This is a genomic window from Arenimonas sp. (genome assembly GCF_041919775.1).
In the GTDB taxonomy this organism is placed as follows: domain Bacteria; phylum Pseudomonadota; class Gammaproteobacteria; order Xanthomonadales; family Xanthomonadaceae; genus Arenimonas.
The window spans coordinates 116,554-134,359 of sequence record NZ_JAYRTE010000005.1 but is presented as its reverse complement, the minus strand read 5'-3'; the positions used below and the strand labels follow the sequence as shown (position 1 = coordinate 134,359).

The 17,806-nt window shown below is 71.8% G+C and carries 19 protein-coding genes; 4 read left to right on the top strand and 15 right to left on the bottom strand.

The genetic code is table 11. The annotated features are described in order from the left end of the window. Nucleotides 1–4: 4 nt before the first annotated feature. Complete coding sequence (locus ACE3TE_RS05185) at nt 5–979, bottom strand: class I SAM-dependent methyltransferase (RefSeq protein WP_374602822.1); 975 nt, start codon at nt 977–979, stop codon at nt 5–7. Nucleotides 980–1,074: 95 nt separating this feature from the next. Here ACE3TE_RS05185 and ACE3TE_RS05180 point away from each other — a divergent pair, with 95 nt between their 5' ends. After that, on the top strand, nt 1,075–1,935 hold the full coding sequence (locus tag ACE3TE_RS05180) for a hypothetical protein (RefSeq protein ID WP_374602820.1): 861 nt from the start codon (nt 1,075–1,077) through the stop codon (nt 1,933–1,935). A 24-nt stretch (nt 1,936–1,959) separates the two neighbouring features. On the opposite strand, the gene ACE3TE_RS05175 is transcribed toward ACE3TE_RS05180, so the two are convergent. Then, nucleotides 1,960–3,012: a CDP-glycerol glycerophosphotransferase family protein gene (locus ACE3TE_RS05175; protein WP_374602910.1), complete on the bottom strand. Its 1,053-nt coding sequence runs from the start codon at nt 3,010–3,012 to the stop codon at nt 1,960–1,962. 76 nt (nt 3,013–3,088) lie between these two features. Here ACE3TE_RS05175 and asnB point away from each other — a divergent pair, with 76 nt between their 5' ends. Further along, nucleotides 3,089–4,993 (top strand): asparagine synthase (glutamine-hydrolyzing), encoded by a 1,905-nt coding sequence (gene asnB / locus ACE3TE_RS05170; protein WP_374602818.1) that lies wholly within the window; start codon nt 3,089–3,091, stop codon nt 4,991–4,993. A gap of 7 nt (nt 4,994–5,000) precedes the next feature. On the opposite strand, the gene ACE3TE_RS05165 is transcribed toward asnB, so the two are convergent. The 3 genes from ACE3TE_RS05165 to ntrC are packed head-to-tail and all read right to left on the bottom strand — an operon-like array spanning nt 5,001 to nt 7,585. Further along, on the bottom strand, nt 5,001–5,465 hold the full coding sequence (locus ACE3TE_RS05165; protein ID WP_374602816.1) for an N-acetyltransferase family protein: 465 nt from the start codon (nt 5,463–5,465) through the stop codon (nt 5,001–5,003). Continuing rightward, nucleotides 5,462–6,112 carry a superoxide dismutase family protein gene (locus tag ACE3TE_RS05160; protein WP_374602814.1) on the bottom strand — a complete coding sequence of 217 codons (651 nt, stop codon included), beginning with the start codon at nt 6,110–6,112 and terminating at the stop codon, nt 5,462–5,464. Before ACE3TE_RS05160 ends, ACE3TE_RS05165 begins: the two co-directional genes overlap by 4 nt. A 60-nt stretch (nt 6,113–6,172) precedes the next feature. Further along, entirely contained in the window at nt 6,173–7,585 is a 1,413-nt protein-coding gene (gene ntrC / locus ACE3TE_RS05155; protein WP_374602812.1) for a nitrogen regulation protein NR(I), read from the bottom strand. Between the two features lie 121 nt (nt 7,586–7,706). Between ntrC and ACE3TE_RS05150 the strand changes: the two genes are divergently transcribed. Together ACE3TE_RS05150 and ACE3TE_RS05145 are read left to right on the top strand one after the other, a co-directional pair. Continuing rightward, nucleotides 7,707–8,084, top strand: coding sequence for an antitoxin Xre/MbcA/ParS toxin-binding domain-containing protein (locus ACE3TE_RS05150; RefSeq protein WP_374602810.1), 378 nt, complete (start codon nt 7,707–7,709; stop codon nt 8,082–8,084). Further along, nucleotides 8,044–8,754 carry an RES family NAD+ phosphorylase gene (locus tag ACE3TE_RS05145; RefSeq protein ID WP_374602809.1) on the top strand — a complete coding sequence of 237 codons (711 nt, stop codon included), beginning with the start codon at nt 8,044–8,046 and terminating at the stop codon, nt 8,752–8,754. The genes ACE3TE_RS05150 and ACE3TE_RS05145 overlap by 41 nt, the downstream gene beginning before the upstream one ends. A 2-nt stretch (nt 8,755–8,756) precedes the next feature. Here the strand turns inward: ACE3TE_RS05145 and ACE3TE_RS05140 are convergent, their stop codons facing one another. Genes ACE3TE_RS05140 through ACE3TE_RS05095 form a run of 10 tightly spaced genes read right to left on the bottom strand, consistent with a single transcriptional unit; the run spans nt 8,757 to nt 17,805 of the window. Continuing rightward, entirely contained in the window at nt 8,757–9,809 is a 1,053-nt protein-coding gene (locus ACE3TE_RS05140) for a nitrogen regulation protein NR(II) (RefSeq protein WP_374602807.1), read from the bottom strand. 47 nt (nt 9,810–9,856) lie between these two features. Beyond that, complete coding sequence (locus tag ACE3TE_RS05135; RefSeq protein WP_374602805.1) at nt 9,857–11,053, bottom strand: hypothetical protein; 1,197 nt, start codon at nt 11,051–11,053, stop codon at nt 9,857–9,859. A 32-nt stretch (nt 11,054–11,085) separates the two neighbouring features. Then, the gene (locus ACE3TE_RS05130; protein WP_374602803.1) at nt 11,086–13,224 is read right to left on the bottom strand and encodes a secretin N-terminal domain-containing protein; all 2,139 of its coding nucleotides are present in this window, start codon (nt 13,222–13,224) and stop codon (nt 11,086–11,088) included. Between the two features lie 5 nt (nt 13,225–13,229). Continuing rightward, the gene (locus ACE3TE_RS05125) at nt 13,230–13,733 is read right to left on the bottom strand and encodes a hypothetical protein (protein WP_374602801.1); all 504 of its coding nucleotides are present in this window, start codon (nt 13,731–13,733) and stop codon (nt 13,230–13,232) included. Continuing rightward, nucleotides 13,720–14,310: a hypothetical protein gene (locus ACE3TE_RS05120; RefSeq protein WP_374602800.1), complete on the bottom strand. Its 591-nt coding sequence runs from the start codon at nt 14,308–14,310 to the stop codon at nt 13,720–13,722. The genes ACE3TE_RS05125 and ACE3TE_RS05120 overlap by 14 nt, the downstream gene beginning before the upstream one ends. Then, nucleotides 14,307–15,377 carry a hypothetical protein gene (locus ACE3TE_RS05115; protein WP_374602798.1) on the bottom strand — a complete coding sequence of 357 codons (1,071 nt, stop codon included), beginning with the start codon at nt 15,375–15,377 and terminating at the stop codon, nt 14,307–14,309. The genes ACE3TE_RS05120 and ACE3TE_RS05115 overlap by 4 nt, the downstream gene beginning before the upstream one ends. Then, on the bottom strand, nt 15,313–16,371 hold the full coding sequence (locus ACE3TE_RS05110) for a general secretion pathway protein GspK (RefSeq protein WP_374602796.1): 1,059 nt from the start codon (nt 16,369–16,371) through the stop codon (nt 15,313–15,315). Before ACE3TE_RS05110 ends, ACE3TE_RS05115 begins: the two co-directional genes overlap by 65 nt. Continuing rightward, nucleotides 16,371–16,967 carry a prepilin-type N-terminal cleavage/methylation domain-containing protein gene (locus tag ACE3TE_RS05105; RefSeq protein ID WP_374602794.1) on the bottom strand — a complete coding sequence of 199 codons (597 nt, stop codon included), beginning with the start codon at nt 16,965–16,967 and terminating at the stop codon, nt 16,371–16,373. The genes ACE3TE_RS05110 and ACE3TE_RS05105 overlap by 1 nt, the downstream gene beginning before the upstream one ends. Beyond that, nucleotides 16,964–17,386, bottom strand: coding sequence for a prepilin-type N-terminal cleavage/methylation domain-containing protein (locus tag ACE3TE_RS05100; RefSeq protein WP_374602792.1), 423 nt, complete (start codon nt 17,384–17,386; stop codon nt 16,964–16,966). Before ACE3TE_RS05100 ends, ACE3TE_RS05105 begins: the two co-directional genes overlap by 4 nt. Continuing rightward, entirely contained in the window at nt 17,383–17,805 is a 423-nt protein-coding gene (locus ACE3TE_RS05095; RefSeq protein WP_374602790.1) for a prepilin-type N-terminal cleavage/methylation domain-containing protein, read from the bottom strand. The genes ACE3TE_RS05100 and ACE3TE_RS05095 overlap by 4 nt, the downstream gene beginning before the upstream one ends. Nucleotide 17,806 lies beyond the last annotated feature (1 nt).

The following is a 17,806-nucleotide window of genomic DNA, read 5'->3' as shown; positions in this document are numbered from 1 at the left end:
CGGTTCACTCCTTGGCTCGAACATTTTCGGGGGGACTGGCGGCGGGATCGAGGCCGGCCGGCACGGGGCCCCAGTCGGGGCGCGTCTGCCAGGCGCCATGGATCCAGGCGCGGAACATGTTGGCGACGCCGTCGTCGGCGGGCCGCTGCGACAGCAGCGCCACCAGGCGAAACGGCCCGCGGGCCTCGGCCTCGTCGGCGACGATGGCGTCGAAATAGGTGGTCCACTGCTCGCCGTAGCTGATGCGCGGGGCGGCGTTGCGCAGGCGCCCGGCCTCGCGCGCGCTGGCCACGGCATCGCCGTCGGGCTTGCGCGCCACGACCTGCACGCAGGGCGAGTCGTCGAGCACCAGCACCGGCTCGAGCCCGACGCCGCGCACGTAGGCTTCCACTTCCTGCGGCACCACGAACTGGTTGCGGGCCACGTCCTTGCGCTGGCCGGGCGGCAGCCGCGCGGCCTGCTCGAACTCCAGCGCGAAGCGCCGCCAGCCGACCGGATGCGCGAGGTTCCAGTGGTCGAAGTAGAACATCCCGCCGGGACGCAGCACGCGGGCGACGTCGCGCAGGTAGAGCACGAAGTCTTCCTTGTCCATGTGGATGAACACGGCCACGCAGTAGCCCTTGTCCATCGACGCATCGGCCAGCGCGTCCAGGCGCGGGCCCTGCAGTGCGCTGAACGCGCAGTCGCCGGTGCCGGCCAGCCGTTCGCGGGCGACGCCAAGCATGTTTTCGCTGATGTCCAGGCCGTGCCAGTGGGCCACCTCGCCGGCGAGCTCGCGGCCGATGCGGCCGACCCCGCAGCCCAGCTCGAACACCCGGTCGCCGGCCTGCAGGTCGAGCGCGGCGCGCGCCTGCGCGGCGGAAAAGGCGCCGGTAAGCCGCACCGTGCGCTCGTCGTGGCTGCCGTCCACCGCCACCAGCGCGCCGCGCGGCGTGCTGGCCTTGTCGTTCCAGAAGGATTTGTAGTCTTGGAAATCCATGCCTGCGGCGGGCGCGGGACCGGCCGTCCATGTGTCGGAAGGTATGATGGCGATCATACCCCGACACCGCACGCCCCCGTATGTCAAAGCCCGAATTGAGCGTCCTGGCGGCCCTCGCGCTGGAACTGTCGCCCGGCGCCGAGCCCGGCCAGCTCGCGCTTGGCGTGGACGATGCCGGTGAACTCGCCGGCCTGGTCGCCCGCGACCTGGCCCGGCTGGTGCCCGACGCCGCGACGCTCGACCTGGCGATGGTGGCCGGCCTGTTCGACCCCGCAGAACTGCTGCGCCCCGGCTATCCCGTGCACGCCGAACTGGGTCGGCTCGCCGCCCGCGCGCCCGGGGCCGCCGGCGGCCGCATCATCGGCTTCGGCGCCGGCAGCGAAGGCCTGCCGCAGGGGCTGGCGCCGGCGCCGGAATTCGCCGGCGGCCCCCTGAAGCTGCTGCCGCTGGTGCTGCGCGGAACCGTCACCGAGGTCGCGCCGGTCGGCGACCAGCTCGAACAGGTGCTGCTCGACACCGGCATGGCCTCGGCCGACACCGCGCTGTTCGCGCAGAAGGCTTTCGGCGGCGCCGTGGAGCACGCGCGCCTGCTGACCATCAACGACCTGGCCGCGATGATGGCGATGCAGTTCGACCACGCCGGGGTCGGCGCACTGTGGCCGCTGGTGGAGGCGGCGCTGCTGGCCCCCGAGTGCGAACAGTGGCTCGACGCCCCGCCCGAACCGCTGGCGCGTTACGCCAGGGGCGGCGTGCGCATGGCGATGCTGGACATGGACGCCTGGGCCGAAGGCGGCTTCGCGCCGGCCGACACCGACGCCACGCGTCTGGGCCGCGCCTTCGAGCGTTTCCAGATGCGCCAGCGCCAGTTCGCCGGCCTGCTCGAGGCGCACGGCATTCCCGTCACCTACGACCACTGCCCGGCCGGACGCGACCCGCGGCAGGTGCTGACGGAATAAGCAGCCGCCGCCGCGACGCGCGCGTCAGCGGCCCCAGTAACCCAGCTCGCGGCGCAGCTTCAGGTTTCGCCATGCGCCGGCGAGCGGCTTGCGCCTGAGCGTGCCCAACTCGCCGCGCAGCAGCGCCTCGGTGGCCGCGACGACCCGCTGGCTGGACTGGCCATCGCGCCAGGGATGGATGGCGTCGGCATAGGCGGCGATGGCCTCGCGCAGCCTGTCGTCGGGCGCGAACGCCCGTGCCAGGTTCGCGCCCAGCGCGGCCGGATCGTCGAAGTCGATCATGTGCGGTTTCGGCGCGCGGTTGCGGAAGGTGACCACCGGCTTGCGCTGCACCACGAATTCCGACACCACCGACGTGGTGTCGGCCAGCAGCACGTCGGCGGCGCGCTGGGCGCTGACCAGCTGTTCGGTTTCGATGAAGGCCGCGTTGGCGCCGGCCAGCCCCCGGTAACGGTCGAAAAGTTCCGCCGGGCATTTCGGATGCAGCGTGAGCAGCCAGAAGCGGTCGCCGCGGGCGACCTCGGCCGCGATGGCTTCGAACAGGCGCGGCGCCGCGCTTAGCCGCTCGGTGAAGGTGGAGGCGAACAGCACCACCGGCCGGCCGCCGGTCCCTGCGCGCAGCGCATCGGCAAGCGGGTCGGAGGCGCGGAACAGCGGGTCGAGCTTGGGCCAGCCGGTTTCGACCACGGCGAAATGCCCGTCCTGCGCGGCCAGGGTCTGGAACGGCGCCGTCGTGGCCGGGCCCTGCGTGCAATAGAGGTCGAACTGCCCGCGCACCCGGAAGTGCCCGCGCTCATCGCTTCGCTTCTGCACGTTGAATCCGTGGAAGAGCTGCACCTTCGCGCCGGCGATGAAACCCGGCACGTCGTTGGCGGCGCTGAACACCGCGCGCGGCCGCAGCGCCACCGCTTCGCGCACGCCGACCGGCCGCGCCGGCGACGGCAGCGCGGCGCCCGCGGCACCCCGGATGAACAGCGTATGTACACCGTTCCCGGCGGCTTGCAGCGTTTCCGCGAGCGGCCCCAGAATGGGCAGCGCGTAGCGCTCGGTCGCGAACAACAGGTATTCCGCCATCAACGCCCCTCCGGCCATGCCGCCTCGCCTATCGGCCTGCATTATCACCTTCGATCACCTGCGCGGGGATCGCTGAGCCATGTGCGGCATCGCCGGCACCTGGTTCCCCGACGCGCGCGACGATGCCTCGCTGCATGCGCTCGGCGCGCGCCAGGGCGAAGCCATCGCCCACCGCGGCCCCGACGACGCCGGCACCTGGGCGGATCCGGCCGCGGGCCTGGTGCTGTCGCACCGGCGGCTGTCGATCCTCGACCTGAGCCCCGAAGGCCACCAGCCGATGCTCACGCGCGACGGCCGCTGGGCGCTGGTGTTCAACGGCGAGATCTACAACCACGGCGCACTTCGCCAGGAGCTGGCCGCGCTCGGCCACGGCTTCCGCGGCCACTCCGACACCGAAGTACTGCTGGCGGCGATCAGCGAATGGGGCGTCGAGCAGGCCCTGCAGCGAAGCAACGGCATGCTCGCGATCGCGGCCTGGGACCGCAAGCAGCGCCGCCTGTGGCTGGCGCGCGACCGCATGGGCAAGAAGCCGCTGTATTACGGTTTCGCCGGCGACGGCGCGCTGGTGTTCGGCAGCGAGCTGCGGGCACTGCGCGCGCATCCGGCCCTGGAGGCGAAGGTGGATCCGGATGCGCTGGCGCTGCTGCTGCGCCTGGACTACATCCCGGCGCCCTGGTCGATCCTTCGCGGCGTGCACAAGCTGCCTGCGGGGAGCCTCGTCTGCCTGGACACGGCAGCGCTGCGGGCCGGGCCGGCGTCGCTGGAGGGGGACGCGGCGCCACGGCGCTGGTGGGATGCGCTCGCTGCCCAGCGCGAGGCGATCTCGCACGGCTTCGCCGGCGGCGACCAGGAGGCCCTGGACACCCTGGACGTGCTGCTGCGCGACGCCACCGCGATGCGCATGGAAGCCGACGTGCAGCTGGGCGCCTTCCTCTCGGGCGGCACCGATTCCTCGCTGGTCACGGCGCTGATGCAGGCGCAGTCGGCGCAGCCGGTGCGCAGTTTTTCCATCGGCTTCGACAGCAAGCGCCACGATGAAAGCGAACAGGCGGCGCGGGTCGCGGCGCACCTGGGCACCGACCACACGCCCCTGCACGTGGATGGCCAGGCGGCGCTGGCGCTGGTGCCCGCGCTGCCGGACATCTACGACGAACCCTTCGCCGACTCCTCGCAGGTGCCGACCGCACTGCTGTGCGCGCTGACCCGCAAGCACGTGACGGTGGCGCTGTCGGGCGACGGTGGCGACGAGCTGTTCTTCGGCTATTCGCGCTATGCCCGCACGCTGCGCAACGACGCCTGGCTGCAGCGGCTGCCCCGGGCCCTGCTGGCCAACCGCATCGCCGAGCCCGGCGAAGAGGCGCGGCTGGGCGGGCTGGCGGCGCTGAAGGCGGAGCTGCGCGCCGGCGACCTTCAGGGACTCGCCCGGCATCGCGCGTCGCGCTGGCGCACGCCCGAGGCGGTGGTGATCGGCGCCCGCCGGCTCAGGACGGCCTACGACGATCCGGAGGCCATGCCCGGCGTCGGCACGGCCGCCGATGCGCTGATGGCGATGGACATCGCCTGCTTCCTGCCCGAGGACATCCTGGCCAAGGTGGACCGGGCCAGCATGGCCACGTCGCTGGAAGTGCGGGCCCCGTTCCTGGACTGGCGCGTGGCCAGTTTCGCCTGGACCCTGCCGATGGCGATGCGCTCGCGGCGTGGCCAGCTCAAGTGGCTGCCCCGGCAGCTGCTGCAGCGCTACCTGCCCAAGACCGTGGTCGACCACCCCAAGACCGGCTTCGGCGCGCCGATGGGCGCCTGGCTGCACGGTCCCCTGCGTGGCTGGGCCGAAGCCCAGCTCGACGAAACCCGGCTGCGCGAGGAAGGCCACTTCGATCCGGCGCCAATCCGCCGCATCTGGAAAGCCTTCCTCGACGGCGAACGCAAATGGCACACGCACCTGTGGGGCGTGCTGATGTTCCAGGCCTGGCGGGAAAAAATCTAGCGCCGGCTCAGCGGGTCGGCGCCTCGTACATCCGGTAGCCGGCGTCGGCCATGCCCAGGCCTTCGTAGGTTTTCTGCGCGACCTGGTTGTCGCGCTCGACGTACAGGCGCAGGCCGCAGACGTCCGGCGTGGCCTTCGCACGCTCGTACACGTGTTTGTACAGCGCGGCGTAGCAGCCGCGGCGGCGGAAGGCCGGATCCACGTAGACGCTCTGGATCCACCACCAGTCGCCGTTGCGCCAGTCGCTCCACTCGTAGGTGAGCATCAGCGTGCCGGCCGGTTCGCCGCCGGTTTCGGCCACGAAATAGGCACCGCGACGCGGCTGCGCCAGAACGGCGCGGATGCCGGCCTCGACGGTGCCGGGATCGAGCGCCTTGTGTTCGGTTTCCAGGGCCATGGCGACGGCCCAGTCGCGCAGGCGGGCGACGTCGCCGTCGCCCGCCGCGCGGATATGCCAGGCGCCGTCGGTCACGAGGCCGGGCCCTGGTAGTCGGGCGCCGGCTGCACCAGCTCGACCACGCCGCAGGCGATGCGGGCGCCGGCGTTGCCGGTGGGCTGGGTGGCGTAGTCGTCGGCCTGGGCGTGCACGATCACCGCGCGGCCGACCACGTCGCGATCGGCATCGCCGTCGATCTGCAGGCCCTGCAGGCGGATGTCCACGCGACCGACGCCGTCGTCGCCGGCGGTGAGGTTCGGCATGTCGCCGGCGTGGTGCGGGCCTTCGGACTGGCGGTCGCCGTGCTGCATCTGGCCGGGATTGAAGTGGCCGCCGGCGCTGGTCGCGTCCGGGGCGCTGCAGTCGCCGGTTTCATGCACGTGGAAGCCGTGCACGCTGCCGGGGGCGAGGCCGCGCACTTCGCCGTGCAGCCGCAGCGCGTCGCCGTCGGGGTCGAAGGTGAGTTCGCCGGTGACGCCGCTGCCCTGGACTTCGGCCAGGACCACGCGGGCCTGCGCGGCCAGGGCGATGCCGCCGGCCGCCGCGGAGGCGTCGTCGGTGGCCGCCGGCGTGTCCTGCGCAGCGGTCGGTGCGGGCGTCGGCGCCGCGGGTTCCGGTTCGGCGGCGCAGCCGGCCAGGGCAAGCGCCAGGGCGGCGGCAAGCACGGTGGTCATCGTTTTCATGGCGACTCCTTTGCGTACGAACAAGGCAGGAAGGGTGACGGGCGGCGGATTAAGACCGGGTCAAGACGATCGCTGGCGACCGCCGCGACGCGGCCGTGCGCCCAATTTGCGTGTGACGGTATTGCGGCCCAGGCCCAGCACTTCGGCGGCGTTCTGGCGGTGGCCGCCGGTGTGTTCGAGCGCGGTTTCCAGCAGGACCTGGTCGAAGGCCTCGCGCAGCGGCGCGTGCAGGCCGGATTCGCCGCGGTCCAGGCGCATGCGCACCTCAGAGGCCAGCGACTGCTGCCAGGCCGGCGGCCCCGGGGCTTCGTCGCGCGCCATCGCCTTGGCGAGATCGCGCGGCGTGATGGTGTCGCCGGGCGCCAGCACGGCCAGGCGCCAGCACAGGTTTTCCAGTTCGCGCACGTTGCCGGGCCAGTCGTGTTTGAGCAGGCGCTCCAGCGCCGCGGCATCGAAACGTTTCGCCGGCGCGTCCAGCTCTTCGGCCGCTTGCGCCAGGAAACGCGCGGCCAGCGCCGGCACGTCGGCCTTGCGCTCGCGCAGCGGCGGCAGGCGCAGGCGCACGACGTCGAGGCGGTGCAGCAGGTCGGCCCGGAATCCGCCATCGCGCACCTTCGCTTCCAGGTCCTGGTGGGTGGCCGCGATGACGCGCACGTCCACCTTGATCAGTTCGCGGCCGCCGACGCGGTAGAACTCGCCTTCGGCGAGCACGCGCAGCAGCCGCGTCTGCAGGTTGGCCGGCATGTCGCCGATTTCATCGAGGAACAGCGTGCCGCCGTGGGCCTGTTCGAAGCGGCCGACGTGGCGCTTGCTGGCGCCGGTGAACGCGCCGGCCTCGTGGCCGAACAGCTCGCTTTCCAGCAGTTCGGCCGGAATGGCCGCAGTGTTGAGCGCCAGGTAGGGGCCAAGCGCGCGCGGTGATTCGCGATGCAGCGCGCGCGCCACCAGCTCCTTGCCGGTGCCGGTTTCGCCGGTGATCAGCACCGACAGCGGCGCCTGCGCCAGCCGGCCGATGGCGCGGAACAGTTCGCGCATGGCGGGGGTGTCGCCGATCAGTTCGTCGCCGGTGGCGCTGGGTTCTTCGGCCATGGGCGCGGCATTCGTCGCCGGCAGCGCGCGTTCGACCAGCGCCACCGCCTCGTCGAGGTCGAAGGGTTTGGACAGGAACTCGTGGGCGCCGCCGCGGAAGGCGCCGGCGGTGCTGGCGATGTCGGTGTAGGCCGACATCACCACCACCGGCAGATCAGGCTGCTTCGCCTTGAGCTGGTCGAGGAAGGACAGGCCATCCAGCCCCGGCATGCGCACGTCGGTGAACACCAGGTCGGGCCGCTCGCCGTCGGCTAGCGCCGCCAGGGCCTCGCGCGCGCCCTCGAAGGCCGATACCTTGTGTCCGGCGTCGCGCAGGGCCTGCACCAGCACGAAGCGCACGGTGCGGTCGTCGTCGATGACCCAGAGATGGGCGGGGGTCGGCATGGCAGCAAAGGGGGGTCGAAGGATTGCACCAGCATAGTGCAAAGACGGATCCAAGACCGAGTCGTCCGACTATTGCAGGTGCAATTTCGGAGGCGTAACCTTGCTTGAGGGAGGATCAGCCATGCGCCAGCCCGTCAGCAACTCCAGGCTCCCCGATCCAGCCGAAGTACTGGCCAAAGCCGTCATGCGCGCCGCCGACCAACTCGGCCTGGCGAAAATCACCCTGGGTCGCATCCTCGGCCTGAGCCAGGCGTCGGTGACCCGGCTTTACCAGGGCCAGTACCGGCTCGACCCGGAAGCAAAGGCGGGCGAACTGGCCCTGCTGCTGGTCCGCCTTTTCCGCTCGCTGGACTCAATCGTGGGTAGCGCCGAAGCCGCCCGTGTCTGGCTGGACGGTGAAAACCTGGGCCTCAACGGCCGGCCACGTGACCTGATTCTTTCCCCACGCGGCCTCGTGCATGTCACCGACTACCTGGACGCCCATCGCGCTCGCGTCTGAGGCCCGGCCCTGGCGCGGCCAGGCCTGGCGCGTCGTGGAAGCGCAGCATGTCGCGTCCACGATGAAACTCGTGGACGGGCCGCAAGAGCAAAAGGTGCTTGAGTTGCTGCTCGAATCGAGCAAGCCGCCCTTGCCGCCGGACACGTCATCGCTGCACTACCTGCTTGCCACGCCCTTCCGCTATCCGCCGCTGCCGGGCGGCTCGCGCTTCCGCGGTCCGGGCGAACCAGGGGTCTTCTACGGCGGCGACCACCTAAGAACCGCCTGCGCCGAACTCGGCTATTGGCGCTGGCGCTTCCTTCGCGACTCGCCGCGCCTGGAGCAGTTGGCGCCAATGGCGCAGACCGCGTTCCAGGTCGCCGCCGACACCACGGCGATCGACCTGCGCGAAGGCTACTTCCAGAAAGACGCCCGCCGATGGACTTCACCCGACGATTACCGGGACACCCAGGCACTCGCACGGGTCGCTCGCGCCGCCGATGTCGGTGCGATCCGCTTTGAATCGGTCCGCGACCCGGATCGCGGCGGCTGCGTCGCCCTGCTCACGCCGCGGGCGTTTGCATCGAACCAACCCATTGGCCCGACACTGACCTGGTGGCTGGTCGTGCGCCAACAGCACGTCACCTGGGTCCGCGACCTGGAACACCACCTGTTCCGCTTCGAGGGCTGAACTCAGCCGGCTTCGTCCTCGACTTCCGCCTCCACCGCGGGCACCGGCAGCAGCAGCGTGAACACCGTATGCCCCGGCCGCGAGCGGTAACCCAGCGAGCCGCCGTGTTCGCGCGCGACCTGCTGCGCCAGTGGCAGGCCCAGGCCGGTGCCTTCGGCGCGGCCGCTGACCAGCGGAAGGAAGATGCGTTCGGCCAGGTCGTCGGGGACGCCGCGGCCGTCGTCGGCGATTTCCACGCGCAGCGCGAGGCGGTGGCCGGTGTCGCCGATCAGCACGTGGTGTTCGGCGCGGGTGCGCAGCCAGACGTTGGACGCGCCGGACTCGAGCGCGTTGCGCACCAGGTTCCACAGCGCCTGCACCAGGCGGTCGGCGTCGCCGGGGAATTCGGGCAAGGACGGGTCGAAGTCGCGCACCAGTTTCACCGCCCAGCCGGCTTCGACCTCGGCGAGCTGGCGCACGCGTTCGAGCACGGCGTGGATGTTGGTCGGTTCGAACTCGCGCGGCGGCGCCGGGTTCATCAGGCGATCGACAAGCGCGGCGAGGCGATCAACCTCGGCGCTGATCAATTGCACGAGCTCGGTGGATTCTTCGCCATCGACGCGGCGCGCCAGCAATTGCGCGGCGCCCTTCATGCCGGCCAGCGGATTGCGGATCTCGTGGGCCAGGCCTTTGAGTGCCGCCGACAGTGCGGCGGGCAGGGCTGTGGCGGGATCTTCGCCGGGGAATTCGTCGGCCGGATGGGCTTCAAGCCACAGGCCGCCGTCTTCGCCGCGCGCCAGCCACAGGTCGGCGAAACGTTCGCTGCCACCCGGGCTGGCCAGGCGGGCGCGGCGTACGCGCAGCGCGCCGCCGGTGTCGGGCAAGCGCGGCAGCAGTTCGGCGAGGCGGCCGCCTTCCGCATCGAGTTCAGCCAGCGACAGGCCGTGCAGGCGTCGTGCGCTGACGCCCAGCCAGCTGGCGAAGGCCGGGTTGCAGCCAAGCAGGTGGCCACCCGCACCCAGCCAAGCCAGGGGCGTGGCCAGCTGGTCCAGCGACGGGGGCGAGGCGGGCGACATGGCCGCCAGCATAGTGGAGCCAGCGCTGGTCGCGTATGGCGCCGGGCTCAGGACCCGGGCTGCGGCTCCGGCACGGCCTGGGTGGCCTCGATGCTCGCCAGGTGCCCGCGCAGCGCGTCGGCATGGTTTAGCAGGCGCCGCTGGTAGTCGCCGTAGGCAGGTGACGCCACCGAGGCGAGGATGTTGCTGATCGGGGCTGCCCAGAAGTCCACGGAAGCGCGGTCGAAGTCCTTCACCTTCGGCGCGGGGATCTCGCCGCGTGCGATCGCGGCCTGGCCCTCGGCGGTGCACAGCGGCGCGAAATGGCTGGCGATCCACCCGCGCTGGAGCTTGTCGCTGTAAAGCACCCAGCGCATCGGCAGGCGCCAGCCGTCCATCGCGGCATGGGTCTGGCGCGAGAGTTCGGCCACCATGGCGTACTCGGTGCGCAGCGCGCCGCAGACCTGGTAATCGGCGACCTGCACTGGCCGCAGGGCGGCCGTGCACTCGCCGGGCAACGGCAGGGCCGGATCGAGTGCCCGCAGGTCGGCAACCAGCTTGCCCGCGCCTTCGGCCAGCGCCGCCGTGACGATCTTCTCGATCAGCATGGCGTCGTTGCGCAGGTGCCGGCGGCTGTCGGCCAGCAGCGTGCAGGCACGCGGCAGCGCACCGGCGACGTCGCCCTCCAGGGCCTGCAGCGCGATGTGGTTGAGCGGCAGGCGCAGCAGGCGGAAGTTCGCCAGCGGCGTCGCGACGTCCAGCGGATAGGGGTTGAGGAAATGTTCGGCGGCCAGGGCTTTTTCGGCCAGGGCCAGGCGCTCCGCGTCCGCGTCGAGCCAGGCGCGCACTTCTTCTTCGTGGCCCCGCAGCTTTGCGATGCAATCGCCGCCCAAACCACATTCCGCATCGTGTGGCGCGACGGCGGCGCGGGTCGGGTAGCGGGTTGAACTGGGCAAGACGGGGTGCTTCACGGCGACGTCCCCCGTGCCCGCGAAGCGCTCGTCGGCGGTGGCGTGCCAGCGCTGGAAGGCCTCGATATCCGCCGCAAGCGCCGCGTCCAGCTCGCCCTCGGGCACCGCCTGGTCGGGGTAGGCCAGGTACTTGAAGCCGGACTCGCCCGCCGGCGGGGCCGGCGCGACTTCCATCACCGCCAGCGCCGCGCGTTCCTCGTCACCGAAGGCGACCCAGCGCAGCACCTGCACCAGCAGCACGTAGGCGACCAGCAGGCCGAGCACGACGAGGAACAGGGGCTTGAACGATCGCATCACCGGTTCGCTTCCTCGTGGCCCCGCGAGGTTCAGTCGTCGCGCGGCTCGAGTACGGGCAGCGCGGTCGCATCGGCGGGCGGCAGGTCGATGTATTCCAGCAGGCCGCTGATGGCATCCGACACCGCCTGCGCTTTCTCGTCGCCCTCGACGATGTACGGGCGGATGATCAGCACCAGCTCGGTCTTGTTGCGCGCACGGGTCTGGTTCTTGAACAGGTAGCCCAGCACCGGCACGTCCTTGAGGAAGGGCACGCCCGAATCGCCGTTGGTGTCGCGCTGCGACATCAGGCCGCCCAGCAGCACCGAGCTGCCGTCGCGCAGGCTCAGGCTGGTTTCGACCTTGCGGTTGAAGATCGACGGGGAGGAAATGCCCGCGCCGTCGCCGACCGGCAGCGCCTCGCTGACTTCCTGGCTGACTTCCAGGTCGACCCGGTCGTCGGAATAGACCGTCGGCTTGATGGTCAGCAGGATGCCGGTCTTGCGGTACTGGATGCCCTGCAGCAGCGCGGTGTTGCCGTCGGTCTGCTGGTCGGACGTGGTCTGCAGGGTGATCGTCGGGACCTCGGTGCCGACGTCGATGCTGGCTTCCTCGCCGCTCATCACCAGCAGGCGCGGCGTCGACAGGATGCTGACGCGCTGGTCCTCGGCGAAGGCATTGAGCGCGAGGCGGTTTTCGCCGGCGATGTCGAGCAGGTAGGTCAGGCCGCTGGACGCAAGCGAGCCCGTGTCGTCGTCGCCGCCGGTGCTGTTGCCCGGCAGCTGGCCGAAGTTCAGGCGGCCGTTGGGCCGTCCCGAATTGGTCTTGGCGAACCAGGCGCTGCCGAAGGTCTCGCCCTCGTCCAGCGTGACTTCGGCGATGGTGACTTCCACCATCACCTGGCGCGCCGCGCGGTCCATCTTCTCGATCAGGCCGGACAGGCGCATCCAGTCGGACGAAGCGCCCTGGAAGATGATGGCGTTGCGCGGTTCGTCCACGGCCACGCGGCCGCCGGAGAAGGACATCGCGGCGCCAACACCGCTCGCGGGCGCGGCCGCGGGGGCCGGCGCGGTCGGGTCTGCGGATGCTTCCGCGCCGCCGCCGCGCAGCATGCCCTGCAGCGTGCTGTACAGGCCGGTCGCCGCGGTGTTGCGCACCTGGTAGTAGTACAGGCCGTCGCCCTGGGAATTGGCATTGGGCTGGTCGATCGTGCGCGCCCAGGCCACCACGTGGTTGAGCAGGGCCGGGTCGGGCGTGAACACCAGCACCATGTTGGCGCTCGACACCGGCAGCACCAGCGTGCCGATGCCTTCGCCGAGCTGGGTCGCCGCCGCGTAACCTTCGGCCAGCAGGACGTCGACCAGGCGGCGGGCCAGTTCGTCCGCGCTGACGAAGGACGGTTCCAGGCGCGTGCTCTGGCGGCCGCGCATGAAGGGCTGGTCGAGCACCTGGATGGCCGCGACGGCCTGGCGCACGACGGCCGGCTTGCCGTAAAGCACGACGGCGTTGCGCAGCATGTCGTCCTCGACCTTCAGGTCTTCCTGCTGCGGGAAGGCCGTGCGCAGCCAGCGCGACACGCTGCTGCCGCGCACCGAGCGCATCTCGACCAGCTGGAACACCGGCCGGTGCGACACCGGCACGTCCGGCAGCGCGCGACCGCTGAGGATCAGCGGCGGCTCGACCGCATTGGGATTGTCGGCCGGCAGCACCTGCAGCACGGCGCCGTCCCAGCGCACCGCGACGCCGTAGGCGCGCAGCACCTGGCCGGCCACTTCATAGAGTTCGCGCGGCGACTGCGGCGTCGGCAGGCGCAGCGTCACCAGGTCGCTGCGGCGCGCCAGCGAGGGATCGACCTGGAAGTTCAGGCCCAGCAGGTTGCCGTAGACCTCGTTGATGAACGAGGGCAGCGGCAGGCCTTCCAGGCTCGCCGACACGGCGTCGCCGCCCAGCGGCGGCAAGGCGCCGGACACATTGCCGCCGGCCATGGTGCTGCCCGCGGGCGGCAGCACCGGGGTCGCGACGCGGCGAAGCCCGCCGGGCGCGGCCTCGTTCCCCGACAGCACCACCTCTTCGGCCGTGCGCTCGGTCCCGGCCTGGGCGACGTCCAGGGATCCCGGCACCTGCAGGCGCGGCTGGGTCGCGCAGCCGGCGAGGAAAACAAGCAGGAAGGTGGCGGGAAGGGAACGCTGCATGATGGTCAATCGGCTGGGTCGGAAGCGGGCGCGGCAGTATCGCATGATGTCTCCGGACGGTCGGAAGCGCCCTGGTAGAGCTTGTAGGTCGTGCGGCAGCCGCTGTCGTCGGCGACCACGACGGCGGCGTCCTGGAAGTCGGCGATGCGGCGGCCGTCGGGCAGGGCCTCGCCCAGGCCGAGCCTGGCCACGCTGTTGGCACCGGCGGTGGAGACCAGGGCCATCGGCGGGTTGCCGTCGACGATGCCCAGCAGCTTCCACTGCGTCGCGGCCCGGGCTTCGGGCGTGGCCGCCGCGGCGCCCCGCCACAGCGGCGAGGCCGCCACGGTGGCCGCCGAGCCCTCGTCCACGCGGCCGAGCAGGCCGGCGCCGGGTTCGGTCCAGACGTCGGCCACGCCCTCGCCGCTGTCGGCCACGCCGTCGGCGACCAGCGCACCCAGGACCAGCCCGGCCAGCGCCGCGCCCGCGGCCGGCCAGGTCGATTGGCGGAGCCAGTCAGGGAGTGCCATCGGCGTCGGGCTCCGCTTCGATTCGATAAAAGGCCCGCAGCGTCGCCGACAGGCGGGCGGGGTCGCGGTTGTCCAGCATCAGGCTGTCGAACACGATCAGCTGCGGCTGCGATTCGACCGCCTGCACCCACTGCAGGGCGCGCTGCAGGGGCACGGTGGGCGCGGACACCGTTGCCGGCACCTGGACCCAGCCGTCGCGGCCGGGCATCGGGCTGGCGCCGGCGACGTCGAGCGTGATGCCGGTGCCCAGCGGCGTCGTGAGTTCGCGCAGGCGCGCCTGCGCCGCTGCCTGGGCCAGGCCCGGGGTGCGCGCGGCGGGGATTTCCTGCTCCAGGGCCCGGCGGGCGGCCGCTGCGGTTTCGGCGCGCTCGAGCCAGATCTCCTGGCCGACCAGCGAGCGCACCTTGGCGACGCGCTCGACCTCCTGGGCCAGGCTGGCGCGCCAGGCGGCACGCGTGTCCACCAGCACCAGGTAGCCATACAGGAGCACGATGCCCAGGATCAGCCAGGCGCCCAGGCGCAGGCGCGGGTTGCCGCGCCATTCCGCGGCCAGGCGTGACGCGGTCGATTCCGTCACGGCATCGCCTCCGGCGCTGCGATGCGGGCCCGGAGCCGCAGGCGCTGGGGGCCGTCGCCGGGTTCGACCGTGACCGACTCGAGCAGGGGCGAGGCCTCGTAGGCCGCGACCAGGGCCTGCGGGTCGGGCTGCTGCAGGTCCAGCATCACCTGCAGGCCGTCGCCGGCGTCGTACTGCCAGCGCGTGATGCGCTGGGCGCCGGGCGGCGCGGCCTGGGCGACATTGGCCATCAGGTCGGTCTGGCTGCGCGCGGGGCGCAGCGCCAGCAGGCTTTCGATGCGCGCCAGGTCCTGTTCGGCCGACTCGCGGGCGGCGATGATCGGGCCGAGCGAGGGTTCCAGCGTGGCGAGTTCACGCTGCAGGGCGAATTCGCGCCAGGCCAGCGGCAGCAGCGCGCCCAGCTGCCAGGCGACCAGGAAAGCCGCCGCGGCGACGCCGGCCACGGCCAGGCGCCGGCCGTGGCGGCGGCCCAGTTCGCCCAGGCCCGGGCCGCGATGGCTGACCCAGGGCGTGGCCTGGCGCGGCACGGCGTACGGGGCCGGCACGACGTCCTGGACCGGCAGGCCGGCGCCGCGCAGGAAACGGTTCCACTCCGGCAGGGCGGGCAGTTCCGGCCACCACATCGAGGCATGCAGCACGCCCTCGCGCCAGGCCCGGCCTTCGAAGCCTTCCACGCAGGCCTGCAGGCCGGCGCCGGCGGGCGCGGGCTGGCCGAGATAGATGCTTTCGGGCGTGCTGCGCACGATGTCCGGGCGCACCTCGGCATCGGCCGGGTCGACCAGGGCCGACGCCGGCCAGGCCCAGACCATGGCCTGTTCGCCCGACCAGCTGACGTGGTGCACGGCATCGGGAAACGGCGCCCAGCGGCGGATCGCCAGCGCCAGGAACGAGGGCCGTTCCCGGCGCGGCACCGCGGCGCAATCGATGCGGGCATAGGCACACAGCGAGCGCGCGATGACCCAGGCCTGGGCCGCGCCGCCAGCGCTGAGCACCTCGGCCCGGTCAACGGTCCGAAGTACCTGCGTCGCCGAAAACCGGCGCGCCAGTCGGTCTCGCCATGTCTGCATCAAGAGGCTCGGGTCGGGGCATCCAAAGTCGGTAGAGTGTACGCCAAGGCCGTCCACCCTCTTCCATCGGGGTCAGCTGCCACTGCTCGTGCAGGGCCGCGCCGCCGAGGCTGGACCACGTCGTCAGGGTGAAGGTGTCGCCCGGGTAGAGGATCACCGAATCCGCATCCGCGGGCATCACCGCGACCAGCCGGCGCAGCGTCACGGTGTCGGGCAGGGGTCCGGAAGCGCGCGACTGGATGATGCGTTCGGCGATGTCGGCGTTCCAGCCCGGCATCGATGCCAGCACACCGGCGTCGGCCGTGTTGATGTTCACCAGCGCCGTGCGCGACACCGTGAACGCCGCCACCAGCTCGGCATCGGAAACCCCCGCCAGCACCGGCCCCCAGCCCATCACCCGGCGCAGTTCGACCGGCGTCAGCAGGGTTCGGTTGGGCGGCGGCGGCAAGCCTGCCTCAAGATAGTCCGGCGCCTCGGCACCGCCCAGGCGCGTGAACTCGTCCGGGTCCTGGTAGTCGAGCAGGGTCGCCAGCAGCGCCTGCCGCTGCTGCGGTTCCACGTCGCGGCCTTCGAGCCAGCGCTCGAGCATGCGCCGGTCGGAAAAATTGATGCTGATCTTGCCGCGCTCGTCCTGCAGCGCGAACCGGGCGTTGCCCAGCCCCTGGTAGACGCTGCCGTCCAAGCGCACTTCATTGCCCAGCGGCGTGTAGGACGGCACGTCGCTGCCGGGCTGCCAGTCGGCGACGGATCCGTCGGAACGCACGACGGCGTCGTCGATGGTCTGGCCACCGAAGGTGTGGCGGCGGCTGGTGGCGAGGTAGAGCAGCGTGGCACGCGTGGACTCGGTTTCGAGGCGGGCCTGGAAATCGGCGTTGGCCCGCGCCTGGTCGGCGACCGCGCGTTCGACATTCGCGGCGATCGCGGCCGCCAGCAGCGACAGCACGACCAGCGTCGCCAGCACCAGCAGCAGCACGAAGCCCTTGTCGCGGCGCATCAGTCGCGCTCCGGCTCGAAGGGATGGTAGATGGCGTCGCGCGGACCGATCACCGCGACCGGGCTCAGCCGGCGGCCACCGGCGGTTTCGCGCACCCAGGCGATTTCGGCGGGCAGCGTCGCTGCCACGCCCAGCCGCGGCGGCCACTGTTCGTGCCATTCATCAACGCCGTCGAAATACACGAAACCCGACATGCCTTCGGGCGCGGGAAAGGTGACGTCCGGGCTGCCGGACTGGCGATAGGTGAGTTCACCGGCGCCGGCGTCGAGCTGCCAGGCGACCTCGGCCGCGACGCCGGCGCCTCCGCGCAGCGGCAGCAGGCTGGTGCCGCGAAAGCCGGTGGCCGTGCCTTCGAAGGCCGGCGCGTCGGCCCGTCCTGGCTCCGGTGCCGGCACCACCACCCGCAGCCCGGCCACGCTTTCGTTGAACCAGTGGTGCACCAGCGTCGCCTGGCGCACCGTGAAGGAGCGGTCCGCCACGCGTTCGTTGGCCATCCGGAACACCGCCAGCGCGTCGAACACCAGCGCCACGAGCAGGCCGACCAGCATCAGCACGACCAGCATCTCTACCAGGGTGAAACCGCGCCGGCGATTCACTCGTCGTCCCTCGCGATGCGCACCTGTTCCCAGCCGACCTGGCGCACCTGGAAGCGGGTGAGCTCGGTGCCGCCGGCGACCACCCAGGCATCGACGGTGTACAGGCCGACGTCGAACAGGCTGGGGTATCCGGCCTGGCTCAGCCCGGTGCGACGGGGCTCCACCGGGTTGGCCTGCCAGTACAGCGTGTAGTCGCCCAGGGCGCGTTCGCCCTCGGGCTCGGCCATCGGGTTGACGCTGCGCAGGGCCTCCAGCGCGTCATGCGCCACGTCCAGCCGGCGCGCCTGCACGTCCACCCGCGACAGCGCCGACAGGCTGGTCGCCTGCCACTGGTAAAGCGCCAGCGCGCCCATCGCGAACACCACCATCGCGACGATGGCTTCGAGCAGGGTGAAACCCGCGGCGCCGCGCCGGCTCATGGCGCCCCGTCCGCGGCTTCTTCGGTCTCGTCGCGACGGCGCAGGCGGCAATCGGGCGACAGCACGTCGTAATCGCGCCGGGCTTCGTCATGCAGCAGGCGCAGCGCGCCGGCTTCGCAAAAGCCATTGCTGCGCACCACCAGCGGCGCCAGCCACTGCACGCGGGCGTCTTCGAGTTCGATCGCGGGCACCGCGTCCGGCCAGGCCAGTTCGCCACCCAGGGTGAGGGTGACGCCGGCCGCGCGCGCCTGCAGCGGCAGCCGAGCGACCTGCTGTTCCAGCGATTGCGCGGCCACGCGCAGCCGCCAGGCGTCGATGCCGCGCACGGTCGCCGGCGCCACCAGCGCCGCCAGCGCGCCCAGCAGCACCAGCACGACCAGCAACTCGAGCAGCGTGAACCCCCGGGCGGGCCGGCGCATG

Coding starts and splice junctions, on each gene's coding strand:
- ACE3TE_RS05100 (WP_374602792.1), bottom strand. CDS start 17,386: ATGAGCCGGCGCGGCGCCGCGGGTTTCACCCTGCTCGAAGCCATCGTC.
- ACE3TE_RS05185 (WP_374602822.1), bottom strand. CDS start 979: ATGGATTTCCAAGACTACAAATCCTTCTGGAACGACAAGGCCAGCACG.
- ACE3TE_RS05145 (WP_374602809.1), top strand. CDS start 8,044: ATGTCACCGACTACCTGGACGCCCATCGCGCTCGCGTCTGAGGCCCGG.
- ntrC (WP_374602812.1), bottom strand. CDS start 7,585: ATGCCGACCCCCGCCCATCTCTGGGTCATCGACGACGACCGCACCGTG.
- ACE3TE_RS05095 (WP_374602790.1), bottom strand. CDS start 17,805: ATGCGCCGGCCCGCCCGGGGGTTCACGCTGCTCGAGTTGCTGGTCGTG.
- ACE3TE_RS05160 (WP_374602814.1), bottom strand. CDS start 6,112: ATGAAAACGATGACCACCGTGCTTGCCGCCGCCCTGGCGCTTGCCCTG.
- ACE3TE_RS05140 (WP_374602807.1), bottom strand. CDS start 9,809: ATGTCGCCCGCCTCGCCCCCGTCGCTGGACCAGCTGGCCACGCCCCTG.
- ACE3TE_RS05130 (WP_374602803.1), bottom strand. CDS start 13,224: ATGCAGCGTTCCCTTCCCGCCACCTTCCTGCTTGTTTTCCTCGCCGGC.
- ACE3TE_RS05115 (WP_374602798.1), bottom strand. CDS start 15,377: ATGCAGACATGGCGAGACCGACTGGCGCGCCGGTTTTCGGCGACGCAG.
- asnB (WP_374602818.1), top strand. CDS start 3,089: ATGTGCGGCATCGCCGGCACCTGGTTCCCCGACGCGCGCGACGATGCC.
- ACE3TE_RS05110 (WP_374602796.1), bottom strand. CDS start 16,371: ATGCGCCGCGACAAGGGCTTCGTGCTGCTGCTGGTGCTGGCGACGCTG.
- ACE3TE_RS05135 (WP_374602805.1), bottom strand. CDS start 11,053: ATGCGATCGTTCAAGCCCCTGTTCCTCGTCGTGCTCGGCCTGCTGGTC.
- ACE3TE_RS05125 (WP_374602801.1), bottom strand. CDS start 13,733: ATGGCACTCCCTGACTGGCTCCGCCAATCGACCTGGCCGGCCGCGGGC.
- ACE3TE_RS05150 (WP_374602810.1), top strand. CDS start 7,707: ATGCGCCAGCCCGTCAGCAACTCCAGGCTCCCCGATCCAGCCGAAGTA.